Raw genomic sequence first — 24353 nt, forward strand, 5'->3', positions numbered from 1 at the left:
CATGAGCGTTGTCCTCACCGAATTCGCCGACGGCGTCGCGGTGTTCACCCTCAACCGCCCCGAGGCCAAGAACGCCGTGAACCTGGAGGTCTCGGAGGCGTTGGCCGCGGCCATCGACGAGTTCGAGGCACGCCCCGACCTGACCATCGGCATCCTCACCGGTTCCGGCGGAACGTTCTGCGCCGGAATGGATCTGAAGGCGTTCGCACGCGGGGAGCGCCCGTCGATCCCCGGCCGCGGTTTCGGTGGCCTCACCGAGGCACCGCCGAGCAAGCCGCTCATCGCCGCAGTCGAGGGCTGGGCCCTGGCCGGTGGATGCGAGCTCGCCCTGTCCGCCGACCTGATCGTCGCGTCGCGCGAAGCGAAGTTCGGTATCCCCGAGGTCAAGCGCGGACTCGCGGCGGCGGCCGGCGGCCTGCTGCGCCTGCCGAAGATCCTGCCCTACCCGCTCGCGATGGAACTGGCCATCACCGGTGACCCGCTCACCGCCGAGGTCGCCCACCAGCACGGCCTGGTCAACCGCGTCACCGAGCCCGGTGAAGCACTCACGGTGGCAAAGGAACTCGCCGCCCGCGTCGCGGCGAACGGCCCCCTCGCCGTCAAGGCCACCAAGCAGGTCGTCGCGATGGCCGCCAACTACACCGACCCCGATGCCTTCGTCGCGCAGCGCAAGTTCATCGACCCGGTCTTCGCGTCGGCCGACGCCAAGGAAGGCGCCCGGGCGTTCGCCGAGAAGCGCGCACCGGTCTGGAAGGGCGAGTAGGAATGTCGGACGTTCTGGTCGCGCAGGACGGCTCGGTCGCCACGATCACGCTGAGTCGACCGGAGCGCAAGAACGCGATGACGGTCGAGGCGTGGCGGTCGTTGCGTGAGACGTTCGGTGCGCTCCAGCACGACGATTCCGTCCGCGCCGTGATCCTCACCGGCGCCGGTGGTGACTTCTGCACTGGTGCCGACATGGAGCGGCGCGACTCCACCCATCCCCTCGACCGTATGCGGGAGATCAACGAGACGGCGCTCGCCGTCGCGGAGTTCTCCAAACCGCTGGTCGCGCAGGTCGAGGGGTATGCGGTGGGCGCCGGATGGAACATGGCGCTGCTGTGCGACGTCGTCGTCGCCTCCCGCACGGCGAAGTTCAGCCAGATCTTCACGCGACGCGGACTGTCGGTCGACTTCGGCGGGTCGTGGATCCTGCCGCGCCTCGTCGGACTGCACCAGGCGAAGCGTCTGGTCATGCTCGCCGACATCGTGAGCGCCGAGGAAGCGTACGGCTTGGGCCTGGTGACCGAGCTCGTCGAGCCCGACGCCCTCGCCGGTCGCGCCGCCGAACTGGCCGCGCGGCTGGCAGCGGCCCCGCCGGTCGCGGTGAGCATGTCGGCGCGGATGCTCGAGCAGGGTTCGTCGCTCACGCTGCGCGAGGCACTCGAGAACGAGGCCCGCTCGCAGGCGGTCAACCACGCCACCGACGCCCCCGATGCGATGCGCGCGTTCGTCGAGAAACGCGAGCCGTCGTTCACCGGCGGATGGCGGGTACCGCGCCCGGTCGACACCCCTTCCTGACGGTTACGTGCGGGACGATTCGGGGTGTCACCTACGATAATCGGGTGGACTTGCACCTCGTGACCTATTTCGTGGCCGTCGTCGACCACGGCGGGATCACGAAAGCTGCTCAGGCACTCTATATTTCGCAGCCGTCGTTGTCGCAGGCCATCCGCACCCTCGAACGACGCCTCGACACGACCCTGTTCGACCGCACCGGCCGACGGCTCACCCTCACCGAGGACGGCCGCGTCCTCGAGGTCGCCGCGCGCCGCATCCTGGCCGACGTCGAGCGGGCGAAACAGAAGGTCGCGGCGGTGCGCGACCTCGAGGCCGGCCGCGTCGAGATCGTCACCTTCGCGACGTTCTCGATCCACCCCGTCATCGAGTTCGTCCAGCGCTTCCGTCAGCGCTACCCCAACCTGACCGTGCGGGTGAACGACGCCGAAGGACCTCCCGGAGTGCATGCGGCGCTGCGCCGCGGCGAGGCGGAGATCGGCATCACCGACCTGTCGGTCGAGCACGCCGGCATGATCACCGTCCCGGTCCTCGAGCAGGAGATGGTGCTCGCGCTGCACCCCGACCTCGCCGCCGACGTGCCCGACCCCGTCACCCGGGCACAGGTCCGCGACTTCCCGCTGGTCCTCGACCTCGGCTCCCGCGCGAGTGCCGCGCGCACCGGTGAACTGCTCGGCGAGCAGAACGTCGTCGTCGACTGCGCCAACCAGGCCGCCCTGTGGCAGTTCGTCGAGCGTGGCACCGCCGGGACGATCGTTCCGCGTCGCGTCGCCGAGAAGCAGATCCCCGGTGCGGTCGTCCGGCCGCTGGACCCACCGTTCCGACGTCCCGTCGGGCTGGTGATGCGACCCGGCGATCTGTCCCCCGCTGCCGCCGCATTCGTGGCGACCACCACCGGCACCCCCTGGGAAGCGTGACGACATGGAGTTCCGTCAGGTCGAGTACTTCCTCGCCGTCGTCGAGAACGACGGCATCAACGGCGCGGCCGCCGAGCTCGGCGTCGCCCAGCCCACCGTCTCCCAGGCGCTGCGCAGCCTCGAGCGCGAGCTGGGTGTGCAGCTGTTCCACCGCATCGGGCGCGGCATGGTGCTCACTGCGGCGGGTAAGGCGCTGATCGGCCCGAGCCGGCAGATCCTCCGTGATGTGAACGCGGTGGAGGAGCTGCTCACCGTGTCGACGACCGAGGTCACGGGTCGCCTGGATCTGATGGTCTTCCCCGCCTTGGCGACCGGCCCGATCGTCGACCTGGTCTCCGAGTTCCGTCGCCTCCATCCCAAGGTCACCGCGCGACTCGGTGATCTGCGTGCGGAGGAGTTCACCGCGTCGGTCATCCACGACGGTCACTGCGAGTTCGTCGTCACCCACCTGCCCGTCGAGGACGAGGTGGGTCTCGAGATCATCGAGCTCGGACAGACCGAATACTGGCTCGCCTATCCCCCCGGCACCGACCTGCCGCCCGGGCCGCTGTCCTTGGCCGAGCTCCCCGACATCCCGATGGTCTTCGTGCCGCGCGGCGGTGGCTCCGTGAGCGACGCGATCGACTACGCGATGCGACAGGCCGAGGTGCGCCGCCCCATCTCCGTGCTCACCGACCATCGCGAGGCCCGCCTGCCGATGGTGCTCGCCGGTCTGGGCGGATCGTTCGTCGAACGGTCCCTCGCCGAATCGGCGCAGGACGTAGCGGTGGTCCGCCCGTGCGAGCCGACCTTCGCGCAGTCGTACGGGCTGGTGTTCGACCCGGCCTCGCTGTCGAAGGCCGGACGCGCTTTCGTCGACTTCGTGCGGTCGTCCGAGGAGTCCGACGCGACCGAATGAGTCCGCTGATGCGGTGACATCCGGGGATCCCGGCGCGACGAAAGTGGGGACGACGTCCACTTCCGCCCTCGGGAGATGATCGGTATGTCCACTTCGACGAGTTCCTCCACCCATCTCGACTCCGTCGACGCCTACGCGCAGCGCGTCCTCGATTCCGTCCTCGGCACCATGGACACCCTCACGATCCTGATCGGTGACCGTCTCGGCTGGTACCGAAGCCTCGCCGACGACGGACCTGCGACGGCCGACGAACTGGCCGAACGCACCGGGACCCACCCGCGGTACACCCGGGAGTGGCTCGAGCAGCAGGCCGTGACCGGTCTGCTCGACGTCGACGACGGTGATCCCCCACGCTTCGCTCTGTCGTCGGCCGGTCGCGAGGTGCTCACCGATCCGCGCAACCTGGCGTACAGGGCGCCGGTGGCGGCGGCCTGATGGTCGACGATCACGATCGCGCGCACCTATCCGGATGCGACGGTGCAGGGCTTCGACATCGACGCCCCGTCGGTCGAGATGGCCCGGTCGAACCTCGCGGAGAATACCGATGTGGCGCAGCGCGTCACGTTCACGCAGTGCGACGCGTCCGAACTGCCCGGTGGAAACTTCCACGCGGCCTTCGCGTTCGAGTGCGTCCACGACATGCCGCAACCGGTCGAGGTGCTGGCCGCCGTGCGGCGTTCGCTCGCACCCGGCGGGTTCATGATCGTCCTGGACGAAGCGGTCGCCGACACCTTCACCGCGCCCGGCGACGACGTCGAACGGCTCATGTACGGCTACAGCCTCACCATCTGCCTCCCCGACGGTATGAGCCACTCACCGAGCGCCGCGACGGGCACCGTCATGCGTCCCGCGACCCTGCGTCGCTACGCCCTCGACGCCGGTTTCACCGGGGTCGACGTGCTCCCCATCGAGGACTTCGGCTTCTTCCGCTTCTATCTCCTCCGCACCGGATAGCGTTGCCTTCGGAACTTCGGGGAGGTTGTGGTCGCGTTTCTCGAAAAACACGCACGCAACCTCCCCGAAGTCCTGCTCAGACGGGCGCACCGGCCGCTCCCAGAGCACGACGCACCCGTTCGACGAAGGCGTCGGGCCGCCGGTAGAGGAGGTCGGCACCGACCCGGATGACCGTCCACCCCAGTTCGGGCAGCACCGCGTACCGGTCGATGTCGCGGGTGCGCTGGGTGGGGTCGGTCCAGTGCTGCACGCCGTCGTACTCCACGAGGACCCGCCACTGCTTCCATCCCATGTCGGCTCGCGCCACGAACGCGCCGCCGACGAAGATCTCGATCTGGGTCTCCGGCGGCGGGAGACCGGCACGGACGAGGAGCAGACGCGTGTGGGTCTCGGGCGGTGACGCAGCTCCACCGTCGACGAGGGCGAGCACCCGCGGCACGGCACCGATGCCGTGTGCGCCCTTGCTCCTCGTCGTCGGTTCCTCGATCTCACGCACCTTCAGGCCGGTCGCGTTGCAGAGTGCGTCGATCGTTTCGACGGCGCGGTCGAGCGGCATTCGTCGGGCGAGATCGAAGGCCGTCTGCGCCGGTGTGGTCGCGACCATCCCGTCGACCAGGCAGGTGTCGAGCTTCGGGGCGCGGCGGACCGAGATGCCCGGCACCGATCGGACGTGATCGGAGCGGACGAGTTCGGCCGCCGCATCCGGGTCGAGCCACCGGGTGCCGTGCACGGCAGCGGCGGAGACTCCCGCGAGGACGCCGCGGCCCTGCGACCACAACCATGCCGCCTTCGCGCGCAGCAGCGGGGTCGCCGGGATTCCTCGTCGGATGTAGACGTCGCGGTGGAGGTGGACGAAGTCGCGCGCGAGTCGATGCCGCGTGACGACGCCGGCAGCGAGTGCCGCACGTCCCGAGAACGGTTCGTCGAAGTCGATCACGCGCCGAGCATGCCCGGCGCGACTCCCGTCCGGGCGCCGCGTGGAGGCCGGTTGTGGACAAGCTCGGACGTTATCCCCAGGCCGTCACCTGCGACGAAAGAAGCTCGGGGAGGCTGTGTCCGGGTTTTTCGAGAAAACCGGACACAACCTCCCCGAACCGGGAGCTGTCTGTTTACGCGACGCGCTCGAAGATCGCTGCCAGACCCTGGCCGCCGCCGATGCACATGGTCTCGAGGCCGTAGCGGGCCTCGCGACGGTGCAGCTCGCGGGCAAGGGTGGCGAGCATGCGTCCGCCGGTCGCGCCGACCGGGTGGCCGAGCGAGATGCCGGAGCCGTGGACGTTGGTGCGCTCGAAGTCGGCCTTGCCGAACTTCCACTCGCGGGTCACGGCGAGGGCCTGCGCGGCGAACGCCTCGTTGAGCTCGATGAGGTCGACGTCGGCGAGGGTGATGCCCGCCTTGGCGAGGGCGACCTCGGTGGCCGGCACGGGACCGATGCCCATGATCTTGGGCTGGACACCCGCGACGCCCCACGAGACGAACCGCACCAGCGGGGTCAGGCCCAGCTCTGCGGCCTTCTCCGGGGTGGTGACGATCGCCATCGACGCGGCGTCGTTCTGGCCGCTGGCGTTGCCGGCGGTGACGGTGGCCTCGGGGTCCTGCTTGCCCATGATCGGCTTCAGCTTGGCGAGGGTCTCCAGGCTGATGTCGGGACGCGGGTGCTCGTCGGTGTCGATGACCTCGTCGCCCTTACGGCTGCTCACCGTGACGGGGATGATCTCCTCGGCGAGGATGCCGTTCTTCTGGGCCTCGACGGCACGCAGGTGCGAGTTCAGGGCGAGCTGGTCCTGCTCGTCGCGGGAAATCGAGTACTCGCGACGCAGGTTCTCCGCCGTCTCGATCATGCCGCCGGGCACCGGATAGAAGCGGCCACCGGCGGTCGAGCGGGCGCGGACCAGACCGTCGTGCATCTGCACGCCGGTGCGGGCGCCGCCCCAGCGGATGTCGGTGGAGTAGAACGCCGCGTTGCTCATCGACTCGGTGCCACCGGCGACGACGAGATCGTGGTCGCCGTTACCGACCTGGAAGGCGGCCTGGATGACGGCCTGCAGACCCGAACCGCAGCGGCGGTCGATGTGCATGCCGGGCACCGTGATCGGCAGACCGGCGTCGAGGGCGACGACGCGGCCGATGGCCGGAGCCTCGCTGTTGCCGTTGCAGTGGCCGAGGATGACGTCCTGAACCTGTTCGGGCGCAACACCCGTGCGCTCGAGCAGACCCTTCAGTGCCGCGACACCGAGATCGACTGCGGTGAGGGACTTGAACATTCCGCCGTAGCGGCCGATCGGGGTACGGACCGGCTCGCAGATGACTACTTCGCGCATGATGACCTTTCGGGAAGAGAGTGAGGTGACGGACGAACCGTCACATGAAGCGGCCGCCGGTGACCTCGAGGACGGTGCCGGTCATGTAGGAGGACATATCGGATGCGAGGAACAGTGCGACGGAGGCGATCTCGTCGACCTCGCCGGGGCGGCCCATGGGGATCTCGGCCATCTTCTGGTCCCATGCCTTCTGCGGCATGGCCTCGGTCATCGCCGAGCGGATCAGGCCGGGCTGGATCGCGTTGACCCGAACGCCGTGGTGCGCCATCTCCTTGGCGGCGGCCTTGGTCAGGCCGACGATGCCCGCCTTGGCGGCGGAGTAGTTGGTCTGGCCGACCATGCCGACCTTGCCGGACAGCGAGGAGATGTTGACGATCGCGCCGCGCTTGGCCTCACGCATGATCGCGGCGGCCTTGCGGGTGCCGTGCCAGGTGCCCTTCAGATGCACCGAGATGACCAGGTCGAAGTCCTCTTCGGTCATCGTGCGCATGGTCGCGTCGCGGGTGATACCGGCGTTGTTGACCACCACGTCGAGCGAACCGAAACCGTCGACGGCCTCGGCGAGGAGGGTGTCCCAGTCGGCGGACTCGACGACGTTGGCGCGCACGGCCCGGGCCACGTCGCGGCCACCGAGCTTCTCGGCGGCGGCGGTGGCGGCAGCGAGGTCGAGGTCGCCGATCACGACGCGGGCGCCGGCGCCGACGAACTCCTGCGCGATGGCGAAGCCGATTCCCTGAGCGCCACCGGTGATCACGGCAGTGCGGTTCTCCAACAGAGACATCTACGATTCCTTTCGGCGGGGCTCGGGACGGCCCCCAGACAAGTCGATGCTCCGAATATAACGGCGATCCGGCCCGCGGAACGGCCTCGATCCATCGACAATGCCTATACGGGAATGGCGCCATTCGTATTGGACACCTCCCGGCGGCCGCACGAAGGTTGTAGACATGACACTCTCCATCCCGGCCCCCGAGGTCGACGAAGACGACTTCCGCGAAATCCTCGCGCAGACCCGCGCGTTCGTGCGCAACGTGGTCGTGCCGCGCGAGCAGGAGATCGCCGAGACCAATGCGATTCCCGAGGACATCCGCCAGGCCGCGAAGGACATGGGCCTGTTCGGTTACGCCATCCCGCAGGAGTGGGGCGGCCTCGGCCTGAATCTGCAGCAGGACGCGGAACTCGCGATGGAGCTGGGTTACACGACCCTGTCGCTGCGCTCGATGTTCGGCACCAACAACGGCATCGCCGGCCAGGTGCTGGTGAACTTCGGCACCGACGAGCAGAAGAAGCAGTGGCTCGAGGGCATCGCCTCCGGCGAGGTCGTCGCCTCCTTCGCGTTGACCGAACCCGGTGCGGGCTCGAATCCGTCCGGTCTGCGCACCAAGGCCGTGCGCGACGGCGACGACTGGGTCATCACCGGAGAGAAGCGTTTCATCACCAACGCGCCGCTGGCGAACCTGTTCGTCGTCTTCGCCCGCACCCGCCCCGCGGACGAGAACGGCACCGGCATCGCGGTCTTCCTCGTCCCCGCCGACACCCCCGGTCTGACGGTGGGCAACAAGGACGCGAAGATGGGCCAGGAAGGCGCCTGGACCGCCGATGTGCACTTCGACGGGGTGCGGGTGTCGAACTCCGCGCTCGTCGGTGGCAGCGAGGACGTCGGCTACAAGGCCGCGATGGTCTCGCTCGCCCGCGGTCGCGTGCACATCGCCGCACTGTCGGTCGGTCAGGCCCAGCGTGCGCTCGACGAATCGGTGGCCTATGCGGCCGCGGTGACCCAGGGCGGCACCCCGATCGGCAACTTCCAGTTGGTGCAGGCGATGATCGCCGATCAGCAGACCGGTGTGATGGCCGGGCGCGCCCTGGTCCGCGACGCCGCGAAGGCGTGGGTCGAGGAGACCGACCGCCGCATCGCGCCGTCGGTGGCGAAGCTGTTCTGCACCGAGATGGTCGGCAAGGTCGCCGATCTCGCGGTGCAGATCCACGGCGGCAGCGGCTACATGCGTGAGGTCGCCGTCGAGCGGATCTACCGCGACGTGCGTCTGCTGCGCCTGTACGAGGGCACCAGCGAGATCCAGCGTCTGATCATCGGCGGCGGACTCGTCAAGCAGGAACAGAAGAAGAACTCCTGATCTTCGGGCGCGGTTCCGGAACGGGTACATCCGGAACCGCGCCCGAAGCGATTCTCTCGAATCGCCTTCCACCGCATACGAAGAATCCCCCGTCATTCGATGCCGGGGATTCTTCGTGCGGTGTCAGGAAACCGTCAGACGCGAACGCAGATCCGTCTTGAGGATCTTGCCCGCGGCAGAGGTCGGGAGAGCCTCGACCACCACGACCTCGCGAATCTTCTTGTACGGCAGGACACGTTCGGCGACGAACGCCTTCAGTTCCTCCGCGTCGGGCTCCTCACCGACGACGGGGACGACGAAGGCGACCGGCTCCTGACCGATCGCGCCCGCCTCCCGGCCGACGACCGCCGCGGTGGACACCTTCGGGTGGGTCACCAGGATCTCCTCGAGCTCACGCGGATACACGTTGTAGCCCTTGTAGATCAACATGTCCTTCGCCCGGTCGGCGATGTACACGAATCCGTCGGCATCGCGGTAGGCGATGTCGCCGGTGGCGAGCCAGCCGTCGACGTACTGCTCGGCAGTGATCTCGGGGTGTCCGAGATATCCGTCGGTGACCTGCGGTCCGCGGATCCACAGTTCGCCGCGCTCCCCGTCGGGGAGGACGACGCCCGGATCGAGCTGCGACCGGATCTCGAGTTCGGTGTCGAAGACCGGAAGGCCGACGCTGCCGAGGCGGTACTCCGAGTCGACGACGAGCGGCATGGCCGTGACGACACAGGTGCCCTCGGTGAGCCCGTAGCCCTCCGCGATGCGCGCGTTGGGGAAGGCGCGCTCGAGGTTCTCGAGGGTCACATGGTCGATCGGTGCGGCACCGGACGAGACGACCCGCACGGTGGACAGGTCGCGGGTCTCGACGTCGGGATGCGTGGCGAGAGCATGCCACATCGCCGGGCTGCCGGTGATGTAGCTGGCCTCGTACCGCTCGATCAGTTCGAGCATGCGAGCCGGATCGAAGCGACCCGCGAGGACCTGGGTCAGGCCGCACGCGAGCAGGAACGACGTGTTGATCAGCGCGTGCGCGTGGAACAGCGGCGACACCACGATCGTCGAACCCTGGCCCGGGACCGCACCGGCGATCTTCAGGTCGTCGATCGGCTCGAGCGAGATCCGCCCGTCGACGTCGGCGACCAGCTGGTGCCCCGCGCGCCACGCGCACATCTGCGTGACGTTGCCGACGACGTTGCGGTGCAGGACCCGGACGCCCTTCGAAATACCTGTCGTGCCACCGGTGTACGCGATGTGCGCGATGTCGTCCGGACCGGTGACGACGGGTTCGAAGGTCTCCGGGCGCCCTTCGAGCGCATCGCCGAAGTGCACGGCACCCGGTGCCGTGACAGCCTCGTCGGAGACGACCGCGATCAACCGGACACTTGTTCCCTCCGCAGCCCGGAACAGCGTCTCGGCCTGCGCGGAACCGGTGACCGCCGCGGCCGCGGAGGTCTCCTCGATCTGCCGGCGCAGCCCCGGTTCGGGCTGCAGCGGATTCACGAGCGTGACCGCCGCTCCGACGCGGAGCGCGCCGTAATAGGCGATGTGGAACTCGACGCAGTTACCGAGGTGCAGGAGCACCACGTCGCGGGCCCGCACCCCGGCCTCGTGCAGCACGCCGGCGAACTGCGCCGAGCGTGCGTCGAGGTCGTTGTAGGTGAGCACCCGGTCGCCGTCGATCACCGCGGGACGATCGCCGTAGACGGCGGCGAGGCTCGGTGCCCACACCGCCATCGTCGTCGCCGGATACGACAGCCTGCGCTGTGCGAGGTCGGAAGCCGAGGTCATGGTCGACGCCCGGCTCACCGCGGTGCCATACGGATGGCGCCGTCGAGGCGGATGGTCTCGCCGTTGATGTAGCCGTTCTCGAGGATGTTCGTGGCCAGCTGACCGAACTCGTCGGGTCGGCCCAGACGCGACGGGTTGGGCACGGTCGCCTCGAGCGACTTGCGGACGTCCTCGCGCAGGCGGGCGAGCAGCGGGGTGTCCATGATGCCGGGGGCGATGGTGTTGACGCGGATGCCCTTGCTGGCGAGGTCGCGTGCGGCGACGATCGTCATGCCGACGATGCCGGCCTTGGACGCCGAGTAGTTGATCTGGCCGATCTGGCCCTCGAAAGCCGCGACGGAGGCCGTCATGACCACGGCGCCACGCTCGTCCTCGATGAGATCGAGTTCGGCCATGCGCTCGGCACCGAGGCGCAGCGCGTTGAACGAGCCGATGAGGTTGAGACGGATCACGAACTCGAAGTCCTCGAGCGAACCGGCCTTGCCCTCCTTGTCGAGGACACGCATCTTGCGTCCGGCGCCGGCGCAATGCACGACACCGCGCAGGCCGCCGCGCTCGTGCGCGACGTCGAGAGCCGCAGCGAACTGCTCCGAATCGGTCACGTCACCCGGCGCGAAGACGACGCCGTCGCCGAGTTCCTTGGCGATCTCCTCACCGTTCGAGCCGGGAAGGTCGATGAGGGTGACGTTGCCGCCGGCAGCCAGGACGCGACGTGCCGTGGCGAGACCGAGACCGGACGCTCCACCGGTGACGGCAACGGACAGACCCTTGAGTTCCATAGTGTTTCCTTCGGATTCGTAGCAGCTTGGGGAATGAGCGGGATCAGAGAAGCTCGAGGATGGTGGCGTTGGCCATGCCGCCGGCCTCGCACATCGACTGCAGGCCGTAGCGGATGCCGTTGTCGCGCATGTGGTGCACGAGGCGGGTCATGAGGATCGCGCCGGAGCCGCCGAGGGGGTGGCCGACACCGATCGCGCCGCCGAGCGGGTTGAGGCGGTCGGGCTTCGCACCGGTCTCGACCTGCCATGCGAGCGGCACCGGTGCGAACGCTTCGTTGATCTCGAAGGCACCGATGTCGTCGATGGACAGACCGGAACGCTTCAGGGCCTTCTCGGTGGCGGGGATGGGGCCGGTGAGCATGACGACCGGGTCGTCGGCGGCGACGACGGCGGTGTGGATGCGGGCGAGCGGGGTCCAGCCCTGCGCCGCGGCGTATTCGCTGGTGGTGATGAGCAGGGCGCCGGCGCCGTCGGAGATCTGCGAGGAGTTGCCGGCGTGGATCACGCCGTCCTCCTTGAAGACGGTCTTGAGCTTGGCGAGCGACTCGACGGTGCCGCCGCGGCGGATGCCCTCGTCGGTGGCGAAGTCGCCGACCGGGGCGATCTGACCGGTGAACGCACCTGCGTCGGTGGCGGCTGCGGACAACTCGTGCGAGCGCAGCGCGTACTCGTCGAGCTGAGTGCGGGAGAAGCCCCACTTCTCGGCGATCATCTCGGCGCCGATGCCCTGGCTGAAGCCGCCGACCTCGAAGCGGTCGAGCACGTTCTGCGGGAAGTGCTGGCCGTCCTTGCTGGCGCTGCCCATCGGCACGCGGCTCATGGACTCGACACCACCGGCGATCACGACGTCGTTCTGACCGGAGATGACGGTCGCGGCGGCGAAGGACACGGCCTGCTGGCTCGATCCGCACGCCCGGTTGATGGTGGTGGCGGGCACGGTGACCGGCCATCCGGCCGCGAACACGGCGCTGCGCGAGACGATTCCGGCCTGGTCGCCGACCTGGCTCACGCAACCCCACTGGACGTCGTCGATCGTGGCGGGATCGAGGCCGGTCCGCTCGGCCAGTACGGTCAGCATGTGTGCGGACAGGTTGACGGGATGGATCTCGGACAGTGCACCACCGCGACGTCCGATGGGGGAACGGACGGCGTCGACGATCACGGCATCGCGCATGCGAATCGGTCCTTTGCTGTTGCGGGACACGGTTGCCGGGCAACCGTGGTGGGAAACGACGACCGGCCGGGTGGTGGTCCTCACATTCGAGGAGACCATGCACCCGGCCGGTAGGGGAAAGTCTTTCGGCGGAAGCGTCCGTTAGGCGGAAGCTATGCCGAACTGGTCAGGCCGCAGCCCGGATGATCTTGCGGTCACGCTCCGGGTTCGCCAGGAACAGGACCAGGATCGCGGCGAGCGCACCGAGTGCACCGATGACCTGGAAGGCCGTTGCGTAGCCCTCCGCCGCAGTGGCGGCGTTGTCGACGAGGACACCCGTGCCGTAGGGGGCGACGAGGCCGCCGACGGCCATCAGGGCGAGGAAGACACCCATCGTGCCGGCGGTCTGCTGCGGCGGGCACAGCTCGGAGATCGCGGCGTTGATCAGCGGGAACGCGATGGCACCGAAGCCGTAGCCGATGGAGACGACCGCGACGGCGAGGGCCGGCGTACCGATGGACGGGAGGAAGACCAGGATGGCACCGCAGATGAGCACGCCGACGGCGGGCACGATGATGCGGACGACCCGCGAACGGTAACCCTTGGCGCTGAGACGGTCGGTGACCGTACCCGAGCTGATCATGAGGAACAGGCCGATGATGGACGGCAGGGCGAACATCGAGCCGGCCTGCAGGGCGCTGTAGCCGAGGCCGACCTCGAAGTAGGACGGCAGCCAGGTCAGGACGACGGTGGTGAGCGCGTAGACGACCATGATCAGGATCGCGCAGCTGACGAACGTGCGGGTGAGGAAGATCTTGCGCCACGGCACGGACGGCTCGGTCTGCGCGGCGGAAGCGGAGGTTTCGGCGCCCTTGACCGCCTTGGTCGTGTAGGGGCCTTCCTTCCAGCCGAGGAGCCAGAAGCCCATCCAGACCGCACCGAGGATCGACAGCGAGATCAGCGCGGCACGCCAGCCCCACTCGACGGTGATGAAGGTCAGGACGGGAGCGAGGGCGATCTTGGCGACCGAGGCGGAACCGGCCAGGAATGCGCCGGGCAGACCGCGCTTGGCCGGCGGGTGCCACGAGTACGCGGCGGTGTGCATGAGAGCCGAGCTCGGTCCTTCGGCGAGACCGAGCAGCATGCGAGTGACCACCAGCATCGTGAAACTCGCGCTGACGACCAGCGGCAGCATGACCACCGACCAGATCAGGCCGAGAGCCAGCAGGGCCCAGCGGAGGGTCAAGTACTTGTTCAGCGGCCCGGCGAAGAATCCGCCGACGGTGAATGTGACGAAGAACAGCGAACCGACCAGGCCGATCTGGGAGGAGCTCATGCCGAGCTCACGCGCCAGAGGCTGGGCGATAATGCCGAGGACGGCCTTGTCGGCGTAGTTGACGACGTAGAGGAAGATGACCAGACCGGTCATGCTCCACGCGCGGCCGGGGGTCACGAGAGGTGTCGAACCGGTCGCCGGCCCGCTGGGTCCGCCGGCGGTTGCCGGCTTGTCGTGCGCGATTTCGCCTGTGGTCACTGGGAGTCCCTTCAGAACTCGAGCGGGATAGCCGACTTACGAACAATCTGCATGTCGTTGTCGGAAGAACGTCACGCCTGGCGTCTGCATGCATTGAACGTGAGCCATGTCACCTGACGCAAAGAGCGGAAGGCGAACGAATCGATCACTGAAACCTATGACCCATCACAAGGCAGATTGAGGCCTCATCGAGTATTGGTCTGCGCTAACCGAGCGATAGCCGATCGGTGCTGTTCCCGGCGGCGAAACCTGGGCATGCTGACTGTGCCCGAAACAATCTGCGACGACGAGCGAGCCAGCATGAACTCCACCGCTTCCACCGACGAGCTGCCCTCGTCCACTGCGCCCCTCGCGGGAGTGCGCGTGGTCGAGGTGTCCAGCTTCGTGGCCGCACCGCTGTGCGGCATGACCCTCGCCGCCCTCGGTGCCGACGTGATCCGGGTCGACCCGATCGGCGGCGCTGCCGACTACCGCCGCTGGCCGGTCACCGACGACAACGAGTCGATCTACTGGGCCGGCCTGAACAAGGGCAAGCGGTCGTTCGCGGCGGATTTCCGTAACCCGGAGGCGCAGAACCTGATCCGCGACCTGATCATCGACGCCGGGGTGCTGGTCACCAACGCTGCCGGTCGCTCGTGGCTCGACTACGACGAGCTCGCCACGATCCGCCCCGACCTGATCCACGTGCAGGTCCTCGGCCGCGCCGACGGTACCGGCGCCGTCGACTACACCGTCAACGCGGCCGCCGGCTTCCCGCAGGTCACCGGCGCCGAGAACGTGTCGACCCCGGTCAACCACGTGCTGCCCGCCTGGGACGTCTCGTGCGGCCTGTACGCGGCCCTGTCGGTCGCCTCGGCTGTCTACCGCCGCGAGATCACCGGTGCCGGAACGAAAGTCGTGCTCCCGCTCGAGGACGTCGCGTTCGCGACCGTCGGCAACCTCGGTTACATCGCCGAGGCCCAGCTCGGCCGTCCCGTCCGGGAGAAGGTCGGCAACTCCGTCTACGGCACCTACGGCGCCGACTTCGCCACCAGCGACGGCGCACGCTTCATGCTCGTCGCGCTCACGCCGCGGCACTTCCGCGACCTCACCGAGCTCACCGGCACCGCCGAGGCCGTGGCCGCACTCGAATCCGCCCTGGGCGTCGACTTCCGCGACGAGGGCACCCGCTTCGAGCACCGCCACGTGCTCAACAGCTTGTTCGGCGCCTGGTTCTCGCGCCACACCGCCGACGAGGTCGAGAAGGCACTGGGCGGCACGTCCGTCCTGCACGAGCGCTACCGCACCTTCGCCGAACTCGCCGCCGATCCGCGCGTGACCGACAATCCGATGTTCCACAAGCTCGACCAGCCGCGCATCGGCAACTACCACGCCCCGAGCACCCCGATGTCCTTCGACGGCCGGTACCCCGAGGTCCGCCCCGCGCCGGCCAACGGTGACGACACCGCCGAGGTGCTCACCGAACATCTCGGGCTGACCGACGACGAGATCGACGCCCTCGCAGCTTCCGGCACCATCCGCACCTCCCAGAAAGAGCACGCATGACCCGCCTCGCCCAGACCCTCGGTCTGACGGAATTCCAGTCCGAGATCCTCGACACGGTCCGCACCTTCGTCGACCGCGAGATCATCCCGAACGCTCAGGAACTCGAGCACTCGGACACCTACCCGCAGGCCATCGTCGACCAGATGCGCGAGATGGGACTGTTCGGGCTGATGATCCCCGAGGAGTACGGCGGACTCGGCGAGTCGCTGCTGACCTACGCGCTGTGCGTCGAGGAACTCGCCCGCGGCTGGATGAGCGTCTCCGGCGTCATCAACACGCACTTCATCGTCGCGTACATGATCCGCCAGCACGGCACCGAGGAGCAGAAGCAGTACTACCTGCCCCGCATGGCCACCGGTGAGGTCCGCGGCGCGTTCTCGATGTCCGAGCCCGAACTCGGCTCCGACGTCGCCGCCATCCGCACCAAGGCCAAGCGCGACGCCGACGGCAACTATGTCATCAACGGCCAGAAGATGTGGCTGACCAACGGTGGCAGCTCCACTCTCGTCGCCGCCCTGGTCAAGACCGAGGAAGGCTCCGACAAGGCGCACAAGAACCTCACGGCGTTCCTGATCGAGAAGCCCGCCGGCTTCGGTGAGGTCGTCCCGGGTGTCACCATCCCCGGCAAGATCGACAAGATGGGGTACAAGGGCATCGACACCACCGAGCTCGTCTTCGACAACTACAAGGCCTCGGCCGATTCGATCCTCGGCGGCGAGCCCGGCAAGGGCTTCTTCCAGATGATGGACGGCGTCGAGGTCGGCCGCGTCAACGTCTCGGCCCGCGCGTGCGGTGTCGCGATCCGCGCATTCGAGCTCGCCGCTCGTTACGCCCAGCAGCGCACCACCTTCGGCAAGCCCATCGCCCAGCACCAGGCGATCTCGTTCTCCCTCGCGGAGATGGCCACCAAGGTCGAGGCCGCCCACCTGATGATGGTCAACGCCGCGCGCCTGAAGGACTCCGGTGAGCGCAACGACGTCGCTGCCGGTATGGCCAAGTACCTCACCAGCGAGTACTGCTCCGAGGTCACCCAGGCCAGCTTCCGCATCCACGGCGGCTACGGCTACTCGAAGGAGTACGAGATCGAGCGCCTCATGCGCGAGGCTCCCTTCCTGCTCATCGGTGAGGGCACCAGCGAGATCCAGAAGACGATCATCAGCAAGGGTGTGCTGCGCAGCTACGCGCTGTAAGGTCCACCCCCACAATCACATCCATCCCTGGAAGGACAACGCGTGAAGCGCACGCTGTACAACGAGGATCACGAGGCGTTCCGGCAGACCGTCCGCGACTTCATCGCGAAGGAGGTCGTGCCCGTCTACCCCGAGTGGGAAGAGGCCGGTCATCCTCCGCGCGAGTTCTACAACCGCATGGGCGAACTCGGACTCCTCGGCATCCAGGTTCCCGAGGAGTACGGCGGAGGCGGCGAGACGTCGCTGAAGTTCAACGTGATCCTCGCCGAGGAGGCGTCGGCGGCCGGTGTGTCGTTCGGTTCGTCGTCGGTGCACTCGAACCTGATCCTGCCGTACATCATGCAGAACGCCACCGAGGAGCAGAAGCAGCGCTGGCTCCCCGGGTTCGCCTCGGGTGAGCTGATGTTCGCGATCGCGATGACCGAGCCGGGTACCGGTTCCGATCTCGCCAACATCGCGACCACCGCGAAGCTCTCGGAGGACGGCAGCCACTACGTCCTCAACGGCGCCAAGACGTTCATCACCGGCGGTGCTCTCGCCGACCGCATCCTCGTCGTGGCCCGCACCTCGCCGTACAACCCCGAGGACCGCCGCGGTGGCCTGTCGATCCTGGTGGTGGACACCAGGAGCGAGGGCTTCGCCGTCGGGCGCAAGCTCCACAAGATCGGCCTCAAGACCTCGGACACCGCCGAGCTGTCGTTCGACGACGTGAAGGTGCCGGTCGCCGATCTGCTCGGCAAGGAGGGCGAGGCGTTCTCGTACCTGACGCAGAACCTCGCGCAGGAGCGTCTCACCATCGCGTTCGGCGCTGCCGCCACCGCGGCCGCGGCGATCCAGCACGCCATCGCATACACCAAGGACCGCAAGGTCTTCGGCAAGCCGGTCGCGTCCTTCCAGAACACCAAGTTCGTGCTCGCCGAGTGCTCGACCGAACTGCAGGCCATGCAGATCATGGTCGACAACGCGATCGAGCTCAACGACCGTGACGAACTGACGGTGCCCGACGCCGCCCGCGCGAAGCTGTTCGCGACGGAGGCCGCCGGCCGCATCATCGACAAGTGCCTGCAGCTGCACGGCGGCTACGGCTACATCACCGAGTACCCCATCGCCCGCCTCTACGCCGACACCCGCGTGACCCGCATCTACGGCGGCACCAACGAGGTCATGAAGACGATCATCGCCAAGGATCTGGGACTGTAGGTCTTCTGTAGTTCTTCGGTGGAGTAGGCCCCGCTATCCGGGGTCTGCTCCACCGAAGTCGTTTCCGACTATCGTTTCCCGCCATGCGGCTAGTCGTGAAGACCAAGAGGGTGATCGAAGCCCACCTGAGCAATTCGTCCGTCCGCGCCCTGTCGGGGTCGATGGTGGCGTACGAGGGGCAGGTCGGTTTCAAGTCCGCCGGTTTCGGTGGCGGTGAGGGTGTTCTCGCCGGGCTCCGGCAGCGCGCGACGGGCGAGGGGCTCTCGCTCATGGAGTGCAGCGGCACGGGCGTCGTCTACTTCGCGCACCAGGCGCAGGACGTCACGGTGCTGGAGCTGAACAACGAGACCCTGCAGGTCGAGTCCGAGCAGCTGCTGGCGCTGAGCGGGAACCTGAACACGAACGTGACGTTCGCGGGCCTGCGCGGCGGCATGAGCGGCCAGGGTCTGTTCACCACGACGGTGACGGGGACCGGGCAGGTCGCGCTGCTCTCGGCCGGGGGCCCGCTCATCCATCTCGAGGTGTCGCCGCAGTATCCCCTCGTCGTCGATCCCGACGCCTTCGTGTGTGCGAAGGGGCAGCTCACGCAGTCGTTCGTCACCGACGTATCGTGGCGCTCGGCCATCGGCCAGGGCAGCGGCGAGGCGTTCTCCCTGAAGTGGGACGGCGTGGGCGTGGTCTCCATCCAGCCGGCGGAACGGTAGGAACAGATGAGCTTCACGAAGATCAACGGCAAGGTCGTGCGCGTCGACCTGCGGCAGTCCGGTCCCGTCGTGGCCCGCCGCGGCGCGATGCTGTTCTACACCGGCAACGTCCGGTTCTCCCCCCACGGTGTTCCCGGTGGCGTCGGGGGCGCTCCCGGTCTCGGTGGTCTCGCCGGCATGGCGGGACGCATGCTGCAGGGTGAGCACGAGGCCACGATGCTGGCGCAGGGCGACGGCGTCGTGCACTACGGCTTCCGCGGTCTCGAGACGCACATCGTCGACATGTCCGCGGGCGGCGAGCTGCGGGTGGAGGCGTCGCGTCTGCTCGCCCACACCACCGGTCTGCAGTCCACGGTCGTCTCGGTGGCCGCGGCCTCCGGTGGTGGCGGGGGCGGCGGTGGTCTGCTCGGGGCACTGCGCGGCGCCGCCACCGGCGCGATGACCGGCACCGGCATGTTCACCACCCAGCTGACCGGCCAGGGTGCGGCAGTGCTGCTCGCCCACGGTGGCGTGTTCGAACTCCAGGTGGGCGGCCCGACGCCGGTGGTCGTCGACCCACAGGCGTTCGTGGCGTCCTACGGCCCGGTCCGCACCGAACTGAAGTCGTCGATGAGCTGGCGGAACGTCGGTCGCACCGGCGGGGAGGCCATGCAACTCGAATGCAGCGGACAGGGCATCGTCTACGTGCAGGCATCGGAGGAGAAGCTGTGAGTACCGTTCTGAACCCGTCGAGCTTCGGCGGCAGCGACAACGTGCCGGGCAACCCCTACGCCTACTGCATCGACCTGCAGACGCCCTGGTTCCTGTCGAAGGGCGCGATGATCGCGTACTACGGCCAGGTGCAGTTCTCGGCGCTCACCCACGGGTTGCAGGGACATCTGCTGCACATGGTGGCCCAGCAGTTCTCCGCTCCGCTCTATCTCGGCGACTACGTCGTGGCGGAGGGCTTCGGGAAACTGATCATCGGTGACCGCGGATACGACATCAATTCGTACGACCTCGACGACGGCAACCTCACGATCCGGCAGGCCAATCTGCTGGCCTTCGAACCGGGCCTGTCGCTCAACCAGTCGATCGTCCCGGGCTTCCTCACCCTCATCGGTACGGGTCGCTTCCTCGCGTCGTCGAACGGGCCGGTGATGTTCGCCGAGCCGCCGCTGCGGGTCGATCCCGAGGCGCTCGTCGGCTGGGCCGACTGCCCGTCCCCCAGTCATCACTACGACGAATCGTGGATCACCGGTTTCGTCTCGGCGGGGGCACGTCGTTTCGGTGTGCAGTCGGGTGAGGAGCGACAGTTCGATTTCACGGGTGCCGGCACCGTCCTGATCCAGTCGAGTGAGAAGGTTCTCGACGATTCGTCGCTGGTGCGCACGATCGAGAACCAGATCCCCGGCCTCACCTCGCCCGGTTTGCGCCGGATCAACCAGGTGGTATCGCAACACCTGCAACAGCAGTAGCTGCAGTAGCACACCCTGGGACAGACCTGGGTATAACACGGATCCGGGTCCCCTTTTCTGTGACTACGATCACAAGCTAGGTTAGCCTAAGCCGATGTAAGGTTTGGACAACCTAAGTGAGTGTTTCCTCAGTCGCAGAAAGGTGGCTCTGATGATCGTCTGCAGTTGCCACGCTCTTACCCACCACCACATCGAGGCAGAGGTGACTGCGGGAGCACGGTGTACCCGCGAGGTGAGCGCCAAGTGCCGCGCCGGCACCGATTGTGGCAGTTGCGTCCGGAACATCTCGGCGATCATCCGGCAGGCCCGCGAGCGGAATGAGACGATCGAACTCGAGACCGCCGTGTAGCCAGCCCCTACCCGGCGGTAAACCTGATGGTTCACCCCGGGAGGTGCCATGAAGGGCGACAAGAAGGTCATCGAGTTGCTCAACGAACAACTCACCGCCGAGCTCACCGCGATCAATCAGTACTTCCTGCATTCGAAGATGCAGGACAACCGCGGATGGGCGAAACTCGCGAAGCACACTCGCGACGAGTCGTTCGACGAGATGCGTCACGCCGAGAGACTCACCGATCGGATCCTCTATCTCGACGGACTCCCCAACTACCAGCGCCTCGGGGCGTTGCGTCTGGGCCAGACCGTCAAGGAGATGCTCGAAGCCGACCTGCAGGTGGAGATCGAGGCCCGCGACCGGCTCCGCAAGGGAGCCGAGTACATGCGCTCGGTCAGCGACATCACCTCGGCCAACATCTTCGAGGAGATCCTCGCCGACGAGGAAGAACACATCGACTATCTCGAAACCCAGCTCGATCTGATCGAGCAGCTCGGCGAGCCGCTGTACCTCGCCCAGCACATCTCTCCGCCGGAATAACCCGGCACAGCAGAACGGGCCGCGGCATTGTGCCGCGGCCCGTTCTCTATGCTGTGGAACACACCAGCTTGTCGACGGTGAGAGGAAGACCATGAGCGATTCGTCCGTGACCGTGGTGCACAACGCCGAGAAGCAGAGGTACGAAGTCCGGGACGACGACGCCGTCGTCGGATACACGCAGTACCACCCCGACGACGACGGCCGCCTCGTCTTCGACCACACCGAGATCGACAAGGGCTACTCCGGTCAGGGACTCGGAGGCAAGCTCGTCGGTTTCGCCCTCGACGACGTCCGCGACCGCGGCAAGCGCATCGTCGCGATCTGCTCGTACGTCGACAAGTTCATCGAGAAGCACCCGGACTACCGGGATCTGACCGACTAGACATGCACGCGGGCGGGGGGGGGGGGGGGGGGGGGGGGGGGGGGGGGGGGGGGGGGGGGGGGGGGGGGGGGGGGGGTCGTGCCGCGCCCGACGCGATTGTTCCGGCTCTGTGCGGCCGGTGGTCAGTTACCCGCGCGATTGCGCAGGTCGAGTGCGACGTCGGTGATCATGTCCTCCTGTCCACCGACGAGGCCGCGACGGCCGATCTCGACGAGGATGTCGCGGGTGTCGAGACCGTAGATGCTCGCGGCGGTCTCGGCGTGACGCAGGAAGCTCGAGTACACGCCGGCGTAGCCGAGGGTGAGGGTCTCGCGGTCGACCTGGACCGGACGGTCCTGCAGCGGGCGAACGAGATCGTCGGCGGCGTCCTGCAGCCCGAACAGATCGCACGAGTGCTTCCAGCCGAGCAGGTGGGCGACGGCGACGAAGGGCTCGATCGGGCAGTTGCCGGCACCGGCACCGTGTCCGGCCAGCGATGCGTCGACGCGGATGACACCTTCCTCGACGGCACACACGGAGTTGGCGACCGACAGCGACAGGTTCTGGTGCGCGTGGATGCCGATCTGGGTGGTGTCGTTCAGGACCTCACGGTAGGCACGCACACGCTCGCGGACACCGTCCATCGTGAGGCGTCCGCCGGAGTCGGTGACGTAGACGCAGTCGGCGCCGTAGGACTCCATGAGCTTCGCCTGGCGGGCGAGTTCCTCGGACGGGGCCATGTGCGACATCATGAGGAAGCCGGACACGTCCATGCCCAGTTCCTTCGCCGCGGCGATGTGCTGCGCGGAGACGTCGGCCTCGGTGCAGTGCGTCGCGATGCGCACCGACCGCACGCCGATCTCGTAGGCACGCTTCAGCTCGTGGACGGTTCCGATACCGGGCAGGAGCAGCGTCGTGAGGGTGGCCGAATTGATCGCTCCGGCAGCGGCTTCGAGCCACTCCCAGTCGGTGTTGCTGCCGGGACCGTAGGTCAGCGAGTGACCGGCGAGGCCGTCGCCGTGGGAGACCTCGATGGCATCCACACCGGCACGGTCGAGCGCACCGGCGATCTTCGCGACGTCCTGCGGCGTGATGCGGTGACGGATGGCGTGCATGCCGTCGCGCAGGGTCACGTCCTGGATGTACAGAGCCGTTCCGTCGCTTGCGAATTCGCGAGTCGTCGTCGTTGCCGCGGTCATGCCGTCACCTGATCCTTCTTGCGTGCCGCCACGGCGCGTGCGACCTGCAGCGCCGCGGAGGTCATGATGTCGAGATTGCCCGCGTACTCGGGCAGGTAGTGCGCTGCGCCCTTGACCTCGAGGAAGACCGCGACCTTCCACAGGGGGCCGGTGTGGTCGGTGAGCGTCTCCATGGGCTCGGTGACCTCGGTGAACTGCACCTCCTGCTTGAGGGTGTAGCCGGGCACGTATTCCTGGACCTTCGCGACCATCGCCTCGACGGACGCGACGATCTCGTCCTTGCGGTCCTCACCGACGAGCGCGAGCACGGTGTCGCGCATGATCATCGGCGGCTCGGCCGGGTTGAGGATGATGATCGCCTTGCCGCGCGTGGCGCCACCGATCTTCTCGATGGCCTGCGAGGTGGTCTCGGTGAACTCGTCGATGTTGGCGCGGGTGCCGGGGCCGGCCGACTTCGAGGAGATCGAGGCGACGATCTCGGCCCAGTGCACCTTGGTGACCTGGGAGATGGCAGCGACGATCGGGATGGTGGCCTGGCCACCGCAGGTGACCATGTTGACGTTCGGGGCGTCGAGGTGTTCGGTGAGGTTCACCGGCGGCACCGTGTACGGGCCGATCGCGGCCGGCGTCAGGTCGATGAGCATCTTCCCGTGCGGGCGCAGGACCTTCTCGTTGTACTCGTGGGCCTTCGCCGAGGTCGCGTCGAAGACGATCTCGATCTCGTCGAAGCGCGGGTGCTCGACGAGTCCTTCGACACCGGTCGAGATGGCGTCGATGCCGAGGCGCTTCGCCCGTGCGAGGCCGTCGGATTCGGGATCGATGCCGACGAGGGCGACGGTCTCGAGTTCGGCGTCGGCCAGTCGCTTGATCTTGATGAGCAGGTCGGTGCCGATGTTGCCCGACCCGATGATGGCAACCTTGGTGGTCATGAGTTCTCCTGTGCGGTGGAGCTTTCGGAAGAGAAACGCGCGGTGACGGTGCCGAGCGAGGAGATCTCGGCGCGGACCGTGACGCCGGGCGGCGCCGGAACCATCGGGCCGAGTGCCCCCGACAGCACGACCTGCCCTGCGCGCAGGGGCTGCCCGAACTCGCGTGCCGTGCGCGCGAGCCACAGCAGGGCGTTCAGCGGATCGCCGAGGCAGGCTGCGCCGTTGCCCTCGGAGACGAGCTCGTCGTCGACGTACATCCGCATGGTGGCGTCGATCGGCTCGAACTCGTCGAGGGTGAGCGTCTGCGAGCCGAGCACGTACAGGCCGCTGGATGCGTTGTCCGCGACCGTATCCGTGATCTTGATGTCCCAGCCGGCGACGCGGCTGTCGACGATCTCGAGAGCGGCGACCGCATGTCCCACGGCGGCGCGGACGGTCGCGAGATCGAGATCGTCCGAGTCGAGGTCGGCGGAGAGGACGAAGGCGATCTCGGCCTCGGCCTTCGGCTGCAGCAGGCGCTTGCTGGGCACCTCGTCGAGATCGGTGACGTCCATGTCGTCGAAGAGGACACCGAAGTCCGGGCGGTCGACACCGAGCTGCTGCTGCACCGCCGGGGAGGTCAGGCCGATCTTGCGTCCGACGATGCGGGCACCTTCGGCGAGCCGGCGGTCGGTGAGCTGCTGCTGCACCGCGTACGCCAGGTCGATGTCGGTCTCCCCGAGCAGGTCGCGGACCGGACCGCACGGGGTGGAGCTGCGTGTGGCCTCGATGAGACGGTCGGCCGCCGCACCGGCGATGCGGGTGCGATCCGCCGCTGATGTGGTGTTGGAGCTGGTAGTCATCACGTCCTCGTCGTTCGATGGATTACGA

Annotated in this window: 24 protein-coding genes and 1 pseudogene; 15 read left to right on the plus strand and 10 right to left on the minus strand. The window is 67.7% G+C overall.

Annotated elements, in window-relative coordinates; all coding sequences use genetic code 11:
• Window position 1: 1 nt before the first annotated feature.
• The 5 genes and pseudogenes from AC0LPE_RS22825 to AC0LPE_RS22845 all read left to right on the plus strand — a co-directional run bounded on the left by AC0LPE_RS22825 (window position 2) and on the right by AC0LPE_RS22845 (window position 4326).
• Window positions 2–763, plus strand: a complete 762-nt coding sequence (locus tag AC0LPE_RS22825) for a crotonase/enoyl-CoA hydratase family protein (RefSeq protein ID WP_200359020.1) — start codon at window positions 2–4, stop codon at window positions 761–763.
• A 2-nt stretch (window positions 764–765) separates the two neighbouring features.
• On the plus strand, window positions 766–1560 hold the full coding sequence (locus AC0LPE_RS22830; protein WP_490605304.1) for an enoyl-CoA hydratase/isomerase family protein: 795 nt from the start codon (window positions 766–768) through the stop codon (window positions 1558–1560).
• A 44-nt stretch (window positions 1561–1604) separates the two neighbouring features.
• Window positions 1605–2474 (plus strand): LysR family transcriptional regulator, encoded by an 870-nt coding sequence (locus tag AC0LPE_RS22835; protein WP_016695798.1) that lies wholly within the window; start codon window positions 1605–1607, stop codon window positions 2472–2474.
• A 4-nt stretch (window positions 2475–2478) separates the two neighbouring features.
• Window positions 2479–3372 (plus strand): LysR family transcriptional regulator, encoded by an 894-nt coding sequence (locus tag AC0LPE_RS22840; RefSeq protein ID WP_088899359.1) that lies wholly within the window; start codon window positions 2479–2481, stop codon window positions 3370–3372.
• A gap of 75 nt (window positions 3373–3447) precedes the next feature.
• Window positions 3448–4326: pseudogene (locus tag AC0LPE_RS22845) on the plus strand (class I SAM-dependent methyltransferase).
• A 76-nt stretch (window positions 4327–4402) separates the two neighbouring features.
• Here the strand turns inward: AC0LPE_RS22845 and AC0LPE_RS22850 are convergent.
• From AC0LPE_RS22850 to fabG, 3 genes are all read right to left on the minus strand, one after another.
• A complete protein-coding gene (locus AC0LPE_RS22850) occupies window positions 4403–5263 on the minus strand; it encodes an endonuclease domain-containing protein (RefSeq protein WP_490605305.1) in 861 nt (286 codons plus the stop codon).
• 172 nt (window positions 5264–5435) lie between these two features.
• Window positions 5436–6647 carry an acetyl-CoA C-acetyltransferase gene (locus AC0LPE_RS22855; RefSeq protein WP_423657761.1) on the minus strand — a complete coding sequence of 404 codons (1212 nt, stop codon included), beginning with the start codon at window positions 6645–6647 and terminating at the stop codon, window positions 5436–5438.
• A 40-nt stretch (window positions 6648–6687) separates the two neighbouring features.
• Window positions 6688–7428, minus strand: a complete 741-nt coding sequence (fabG, locus tag AC0LPE_RS22860; protein ID WP_230825647.1) for a 3-oxoacyl-ACP reductase FabG — start codon at window positions 7426–7428, stop codon at window positions 6688–6690.
• A 166-nt stretch (window positions 7429–7594) separates the two neighbouring features.
• Between fabG and AC0LPE_RS22865 the strand changes: the two genes are divergently transcribed.
• Window positions 7595–8779 carry an acyl-CoA dehydrogenase family protein gene (locus tag AC0LPE_RS22865; RefSeq protein ID WP_490605306.1) on the plus strand — a complete coding sequence of 395 codons (1185 nt, stop codon included), beginning with the start codon at window positions 7595–7597 and terminating at the stop codon, window positions 8777–8779.
• 123 nt (window positions 8780–8902) lie between these two features.
• Here the strand turns inward: AC0LPE_RS22865 and AC0LPE_RS22870 are convergent, their stop codons facing one another.
• The 4 genes from AC0LPE_RS22870 to AC0LPE_RS22885 all read right to left on the minus strand — a co-directional run bounded on the left by AC0LPE_RS22870 (window position 8903) and on the right by AC0LPE_RS22885 (window position 14024).
• Complete coding sequence (locus tag AC0LPE_RS22870) at window positions 8903–10558, minus strand: class I adenylate-forming enzyme family protein (protein WP_490605307.1); 1656 nt, start codon at window positions 10556–10558, stop codon at window positions 8903–8905.
• Between the two features lie 14 nt (window positions 10559–10572).
• Window positions 10573–11337, minus strand: a complete 765-nt coding sequence (locus AC0LPE_RS22875; RefSeq protein ID WP_229566458.1) for an SDR family NAD(P)-dependent oxidoreductase — start codon at window positions 11335–11337, stop codon at window positions 10573–10575.
• A gap of 43 nt (window positions 11338–11380) precedes the next feature.
• Window positions 11381–12511 carry a thiolase family protein gene (locus AC0LPE_RS22880; RefSeq protein ID WP_490605308.1) on the minus strand — a complete coding sequence of 377 codons (1131 nt, stop codon included), beginning with the start codon at window positions 12509–12511 and terminating at the stop codon, window positions 11381–11383.
• Window positions 12512–12677: 166 nt separating this feature from the next.
• The gene (locus tag AC0LPE_RS22885; RefSeq protein ID WP_229566461.1) at window positions 12678–14024 is read right to left on the minus strand and encodes an MFS transporter; all 1347 of its coding nucleotides are present in this window, start codon (window positions 14022–14024) and stop codon (window positions 12678–12680) included.
• 300 nt (window positions 14025–14324) lie between these two features.
• On the opposite strand from AC0LPE_RS22885, the gene AC0LPE_RS22890 reads away from it, so the two are divergent.
• From AC0LPE_RS22890 to AC0LPE_RS22930, 9 genes are all read left to right on the plus strand, one after another.
• Complete coding sequence (locus tag AC0LPE_RS22890; protein ID WP_490605309.1) at window positions 14325–15569, plus strand: CoA transferase; 1245 nt, start codon at window positions 14325–14327, stop codon at window positions 15567–15569.
• Complete coding sequence (locus AC0LPE_RS22895) at window positions 15566–16759, plus strand: acyl-CoA dehydrogenase family protein (protein ID WP_145708955.1); 1194 nt, start codon at window positions 15566–15568, stop codon at window positions 16757–16759. Before AC0LPE_RS22890 ends, AC0LPE_RS22895 begins: the two co-directional genes overlap by 4 nt.
• 42 nt (window positions 16760–16801) lie before the next feature.
• Window positions 16802–17959: an acyl-CoA dehydrogenase family protein gene (locus AC0LPE_RS22900; RefSeq protein ID WP_088899367.1), complete on the plus strand. Its 1158-nt coding sequence runs from the start codon at window positions 16802–16804 to the stop codon at window positions 17957–17959.
• 83 nt (window positions 17960–18042) lie between these two features.
• Entirely contained in the window at window positions 18043–18663 is a 621-nt protein-coding gene (locus AC0LPE_RS22905) for an AIM24 family protein (RefSeq protein ID WP_026061324.1), read from the plus strand.
• 6 nt (window positions 18664–18669) lie between these two features.
• Window positions 18670–19374 carry an AIM24 family protein gene (locus tag AC0LPE_RS22910; RefSeq protein ID WP_145708957.1) on the plus strand — a complete coding sequence of 235 codons (705 nt, stop codon included), beginning with the start codon at window positions 18670–18672 and terminating at the stop codon, window positions 19372–19374.
• A complete protein-coding gene (locus AC0LPE_RS22915) occupies window positions 19371–20120 on the plus strand; it encodes an AIM24 family protein (protein ID WP_423657750.1) in 750 nt (249 codons plus the stop codon). Before AC0LPE_RS22910 ends, AC0LPE_RS22915 begins: the two co-directional genes overlap by 4 nt.
• 151 nt (window positions 20121–20271) lie before the next feature.
• Window positions 20272–20469 (plus strand): (2Fe-2S)-binding protein, encoded by a 198-nt coding sequence (locus AC0LPE_RS22920; protein ID WP_490605310.1) that lies wholly within the window; start codon window positions 20272–20274, stop codon window positions 20467–20469.
• A 48-nt stretch (window positions 20470–20517) separates the two neighbouring features.
• Window positions 20518–20994: a bacterioferritin gene (gene bfr / locus AC0LPE_RS22925; RefSeq protein ID WP_016693088.1), complete on the plus strand. Its 477-nt coding sequence runs from the start codon at window positions 20518–20520 to the stop codon at window positions 20992–20994.
• Between the two features lie 91 nt (window positions 20995–21085).
• Window positions 21086–21376 carry a GNAT family N-acetyltransferase gene (locus AC0LPE_RS22930; RefSeq protein ID WP_016693087.1) on the plus strand — a complete coding sequence of 97 codons (291 nt, stop codon included), beginning with the start codon at window positions 21086–21088 and terminating at the stop codon, window positions 21374–21376.
• A gap of 122 nt (window positions 21377–21498) precedes the next feature.
• Here the strand turns inward: AC0LPE_RS22930 and dmpG are convergent, their stop codons facing one another.
• Genes dmpG through AC0LPE_RS22945 form a run of 3 tightly spaced genes read right to left on the minus strand, consistent with a single transcriptional unit; the run spans window position 21499 to window position 24325 of the window.
• Window positions 21499–22554 (minus strand): 4-hydroxy-2-oxovalerate aldolase, encoded by a 1056-nt coding sequence (gene dmpG / locus AC0LPE_RS22935; protein ID WP_145690472.1) that lies wholly within the window; start codon window positions 22552–22554, stop codon window positions 21499–21501.
• Window positions 22551–23483, minus strand: a complete 933-nt coding sequence (locus AC0LPE_RS22940; RefSeq protein WP_059384407.1) for an acetaldehyde dehydrogenase (acetylating) — start codon at window positions 23481–23483, stop codon at window positions 22551–22553. Before AC0LPE_RS22940 ends, dmpG begins: the two co-directional genes overlap by 4 nt.
• Window positions 23480–24325, minus strand: a complete 846-nt coding sequence (locus AC0LPE_RS22945; protein ID WP_006550746.1) for a 2-keto-4-pentenoate hydratase — start codon at window positions 24323–24325, stop codon at window positions 23480–23482. Before AC0LPE_RS22945 ends, AC0LPE_RS22940 begins: the two co-directional genes overlap by 4 nt.
• Between the last annotated feature and the right edge of the window lie 28 nt (window positions 24326–24353).

The organism is Rhodococcus sp. S3 (assembly GCF_058211795.1).

What these genes read in the sequence shown, in the direction of transcription:
- AC0LPE_RS22825 (WP_200359020.1), top strand. Translation starts at nt 2, where the DNA reads ATGAGCGTTGTCCTCACCGAATTCGCCGACGGCGTCGCGGTGTTCACC.
- AC0LPE_RS22830 (WP_490605304.1), top strand. Translation starts at nt 766, where the DNA reads ATGTCGGACGTTCTGGTCGCGCAGGACGGCTCGGTCGCCACGATCACG.
- AC0LPE_RS22840 (WP_088899359.1), top strand. Translation starts at nt 2,479, where the DNA reads ATGGAGTTCCGTCAGGTCGAGTACTTCCTCGCCGTCGTCGAGAACGAC.
- AC0LPE_RS22855 (WP_423657761.1), bottom strand. Translation starts at nt 6,647, where the DNA reads ATGCGCGAAGTAGTCATCTGCGAGCCGGTCCGTACCCCGATCGGCCGC.
- fabG (WP_230825647.1), bottom strand. Translation starts at nt 7,428, where the DNA reads ATGTCTCTGTTGGAGAACCGCACTGCCGTGATCACCGGTGGCGCTCAG.
- AC0LPE_RS22865 (WP_490605306.1), top strand. Translation starts at nt 7,595, where the DNA reads ATGACACTCTCCATCCCGGCCCCCGAGGTCGACGAAGACGACTTCCGC.
- AC0LPE_RS22870 (WP_490605307.1), bottom strand. Translation starts at nt 10,558, where the DNA reads ATGACCTCGGCTTCCGACCTCGCACAGCGCAGGCTGTCGTATCCGGCG.
- AC0LPE_RS22875 (WP_229566458.1), bottom strand. Translation starts at nt 11,337, where the DNA reads ATGGAACTCAAGGGTCTGTCCGTTGCCGTCACCGGTGGAGCGTCCGGT.
- AC0LPE_RS22880 (WP_490605308.1), bottom strand. Translation starts at nt 12,511, where the DNA reads ATGCGCGATGCCGTGATCGTCGACGCCGTCCGTTCCCCCATCGGACGT.
- AC0LPE_RS22890 (WP_490605309.1), top strand. Translation starts at nt 14,325, where the DNA reads ATGAACTCCACCGCTTCCACCGACGAGCTGCCCTCGTCCACTGCGCCC.
- AC0LPE_RS22895 (WP_145708955.1), top strand. Translation starts at nt 15,566, where the DNA reads ATGACCCGCCTCGCCCAGACCCTCGGTCTGACGGAATTCCAGTCCGAG.
- AC0LPE_RS22905 (WP_026061324.1), top strand. Translation starts at nt 18,043, where the DNA reads ATGCGGCTAGTCGTGAAGACCAAGAGGGTGATCGAAGCCCACCTGAGC.
- AC0LPE_RS22910 (WP_145708957.1), top strand. Translation starts at nt 18,670, where the DNA reads ATGAGCTTCACGAAGATCAACGGCAAGGTCGTGCGCGTCGACCTGCGG.
- AC0LPE_RS22920 (WP_490605310.1), top strand. Translation starts at nt 20,272, where the DNA reads ATGATCGTCTGCAGTTGCCACGCTCTTACCCACCACCACATCGAGGCA.
- bfr (WP_016693088.1), top strand. Translation starts at nt 20,518, where the DNA reads ATGAAGGGCGACAAGAAGGTCATCGAGTTGCTCAACGAACAACTCACC.
- AC0LPE_RS22930 (WP_016693087.1), top strand. Translation starts at nt 21,086, where the DNA reads ATGAGCGATTCGTCCGTGACCGTGGTGCACAACGCCGAGAAGCAGAGG.
- dmpG (WP_145690472.1), bottom strand. Translation starts at nt 22,554, where the DNA reads ATGACCGCGGCAACGACGACGACTCGCGAATTCGCAAGCGACGGAACG.
- AC0LPE_RS22940 (WP_059384407.1), bottom strand. Translation starts at nt 23,483, where the DNA reads ATGACCACCAAGGTTGCCATCATCGGGTCGGGCAACATCGGCACCGAC.
- AC0LPE_RS22945 (WP_006550746.1), bottom strand. Translation starts at nt 24,325, where the DNA reads ATGACTACCAGCTCCAACACCACATCAGCGGCGGATCGCACCCGCATC.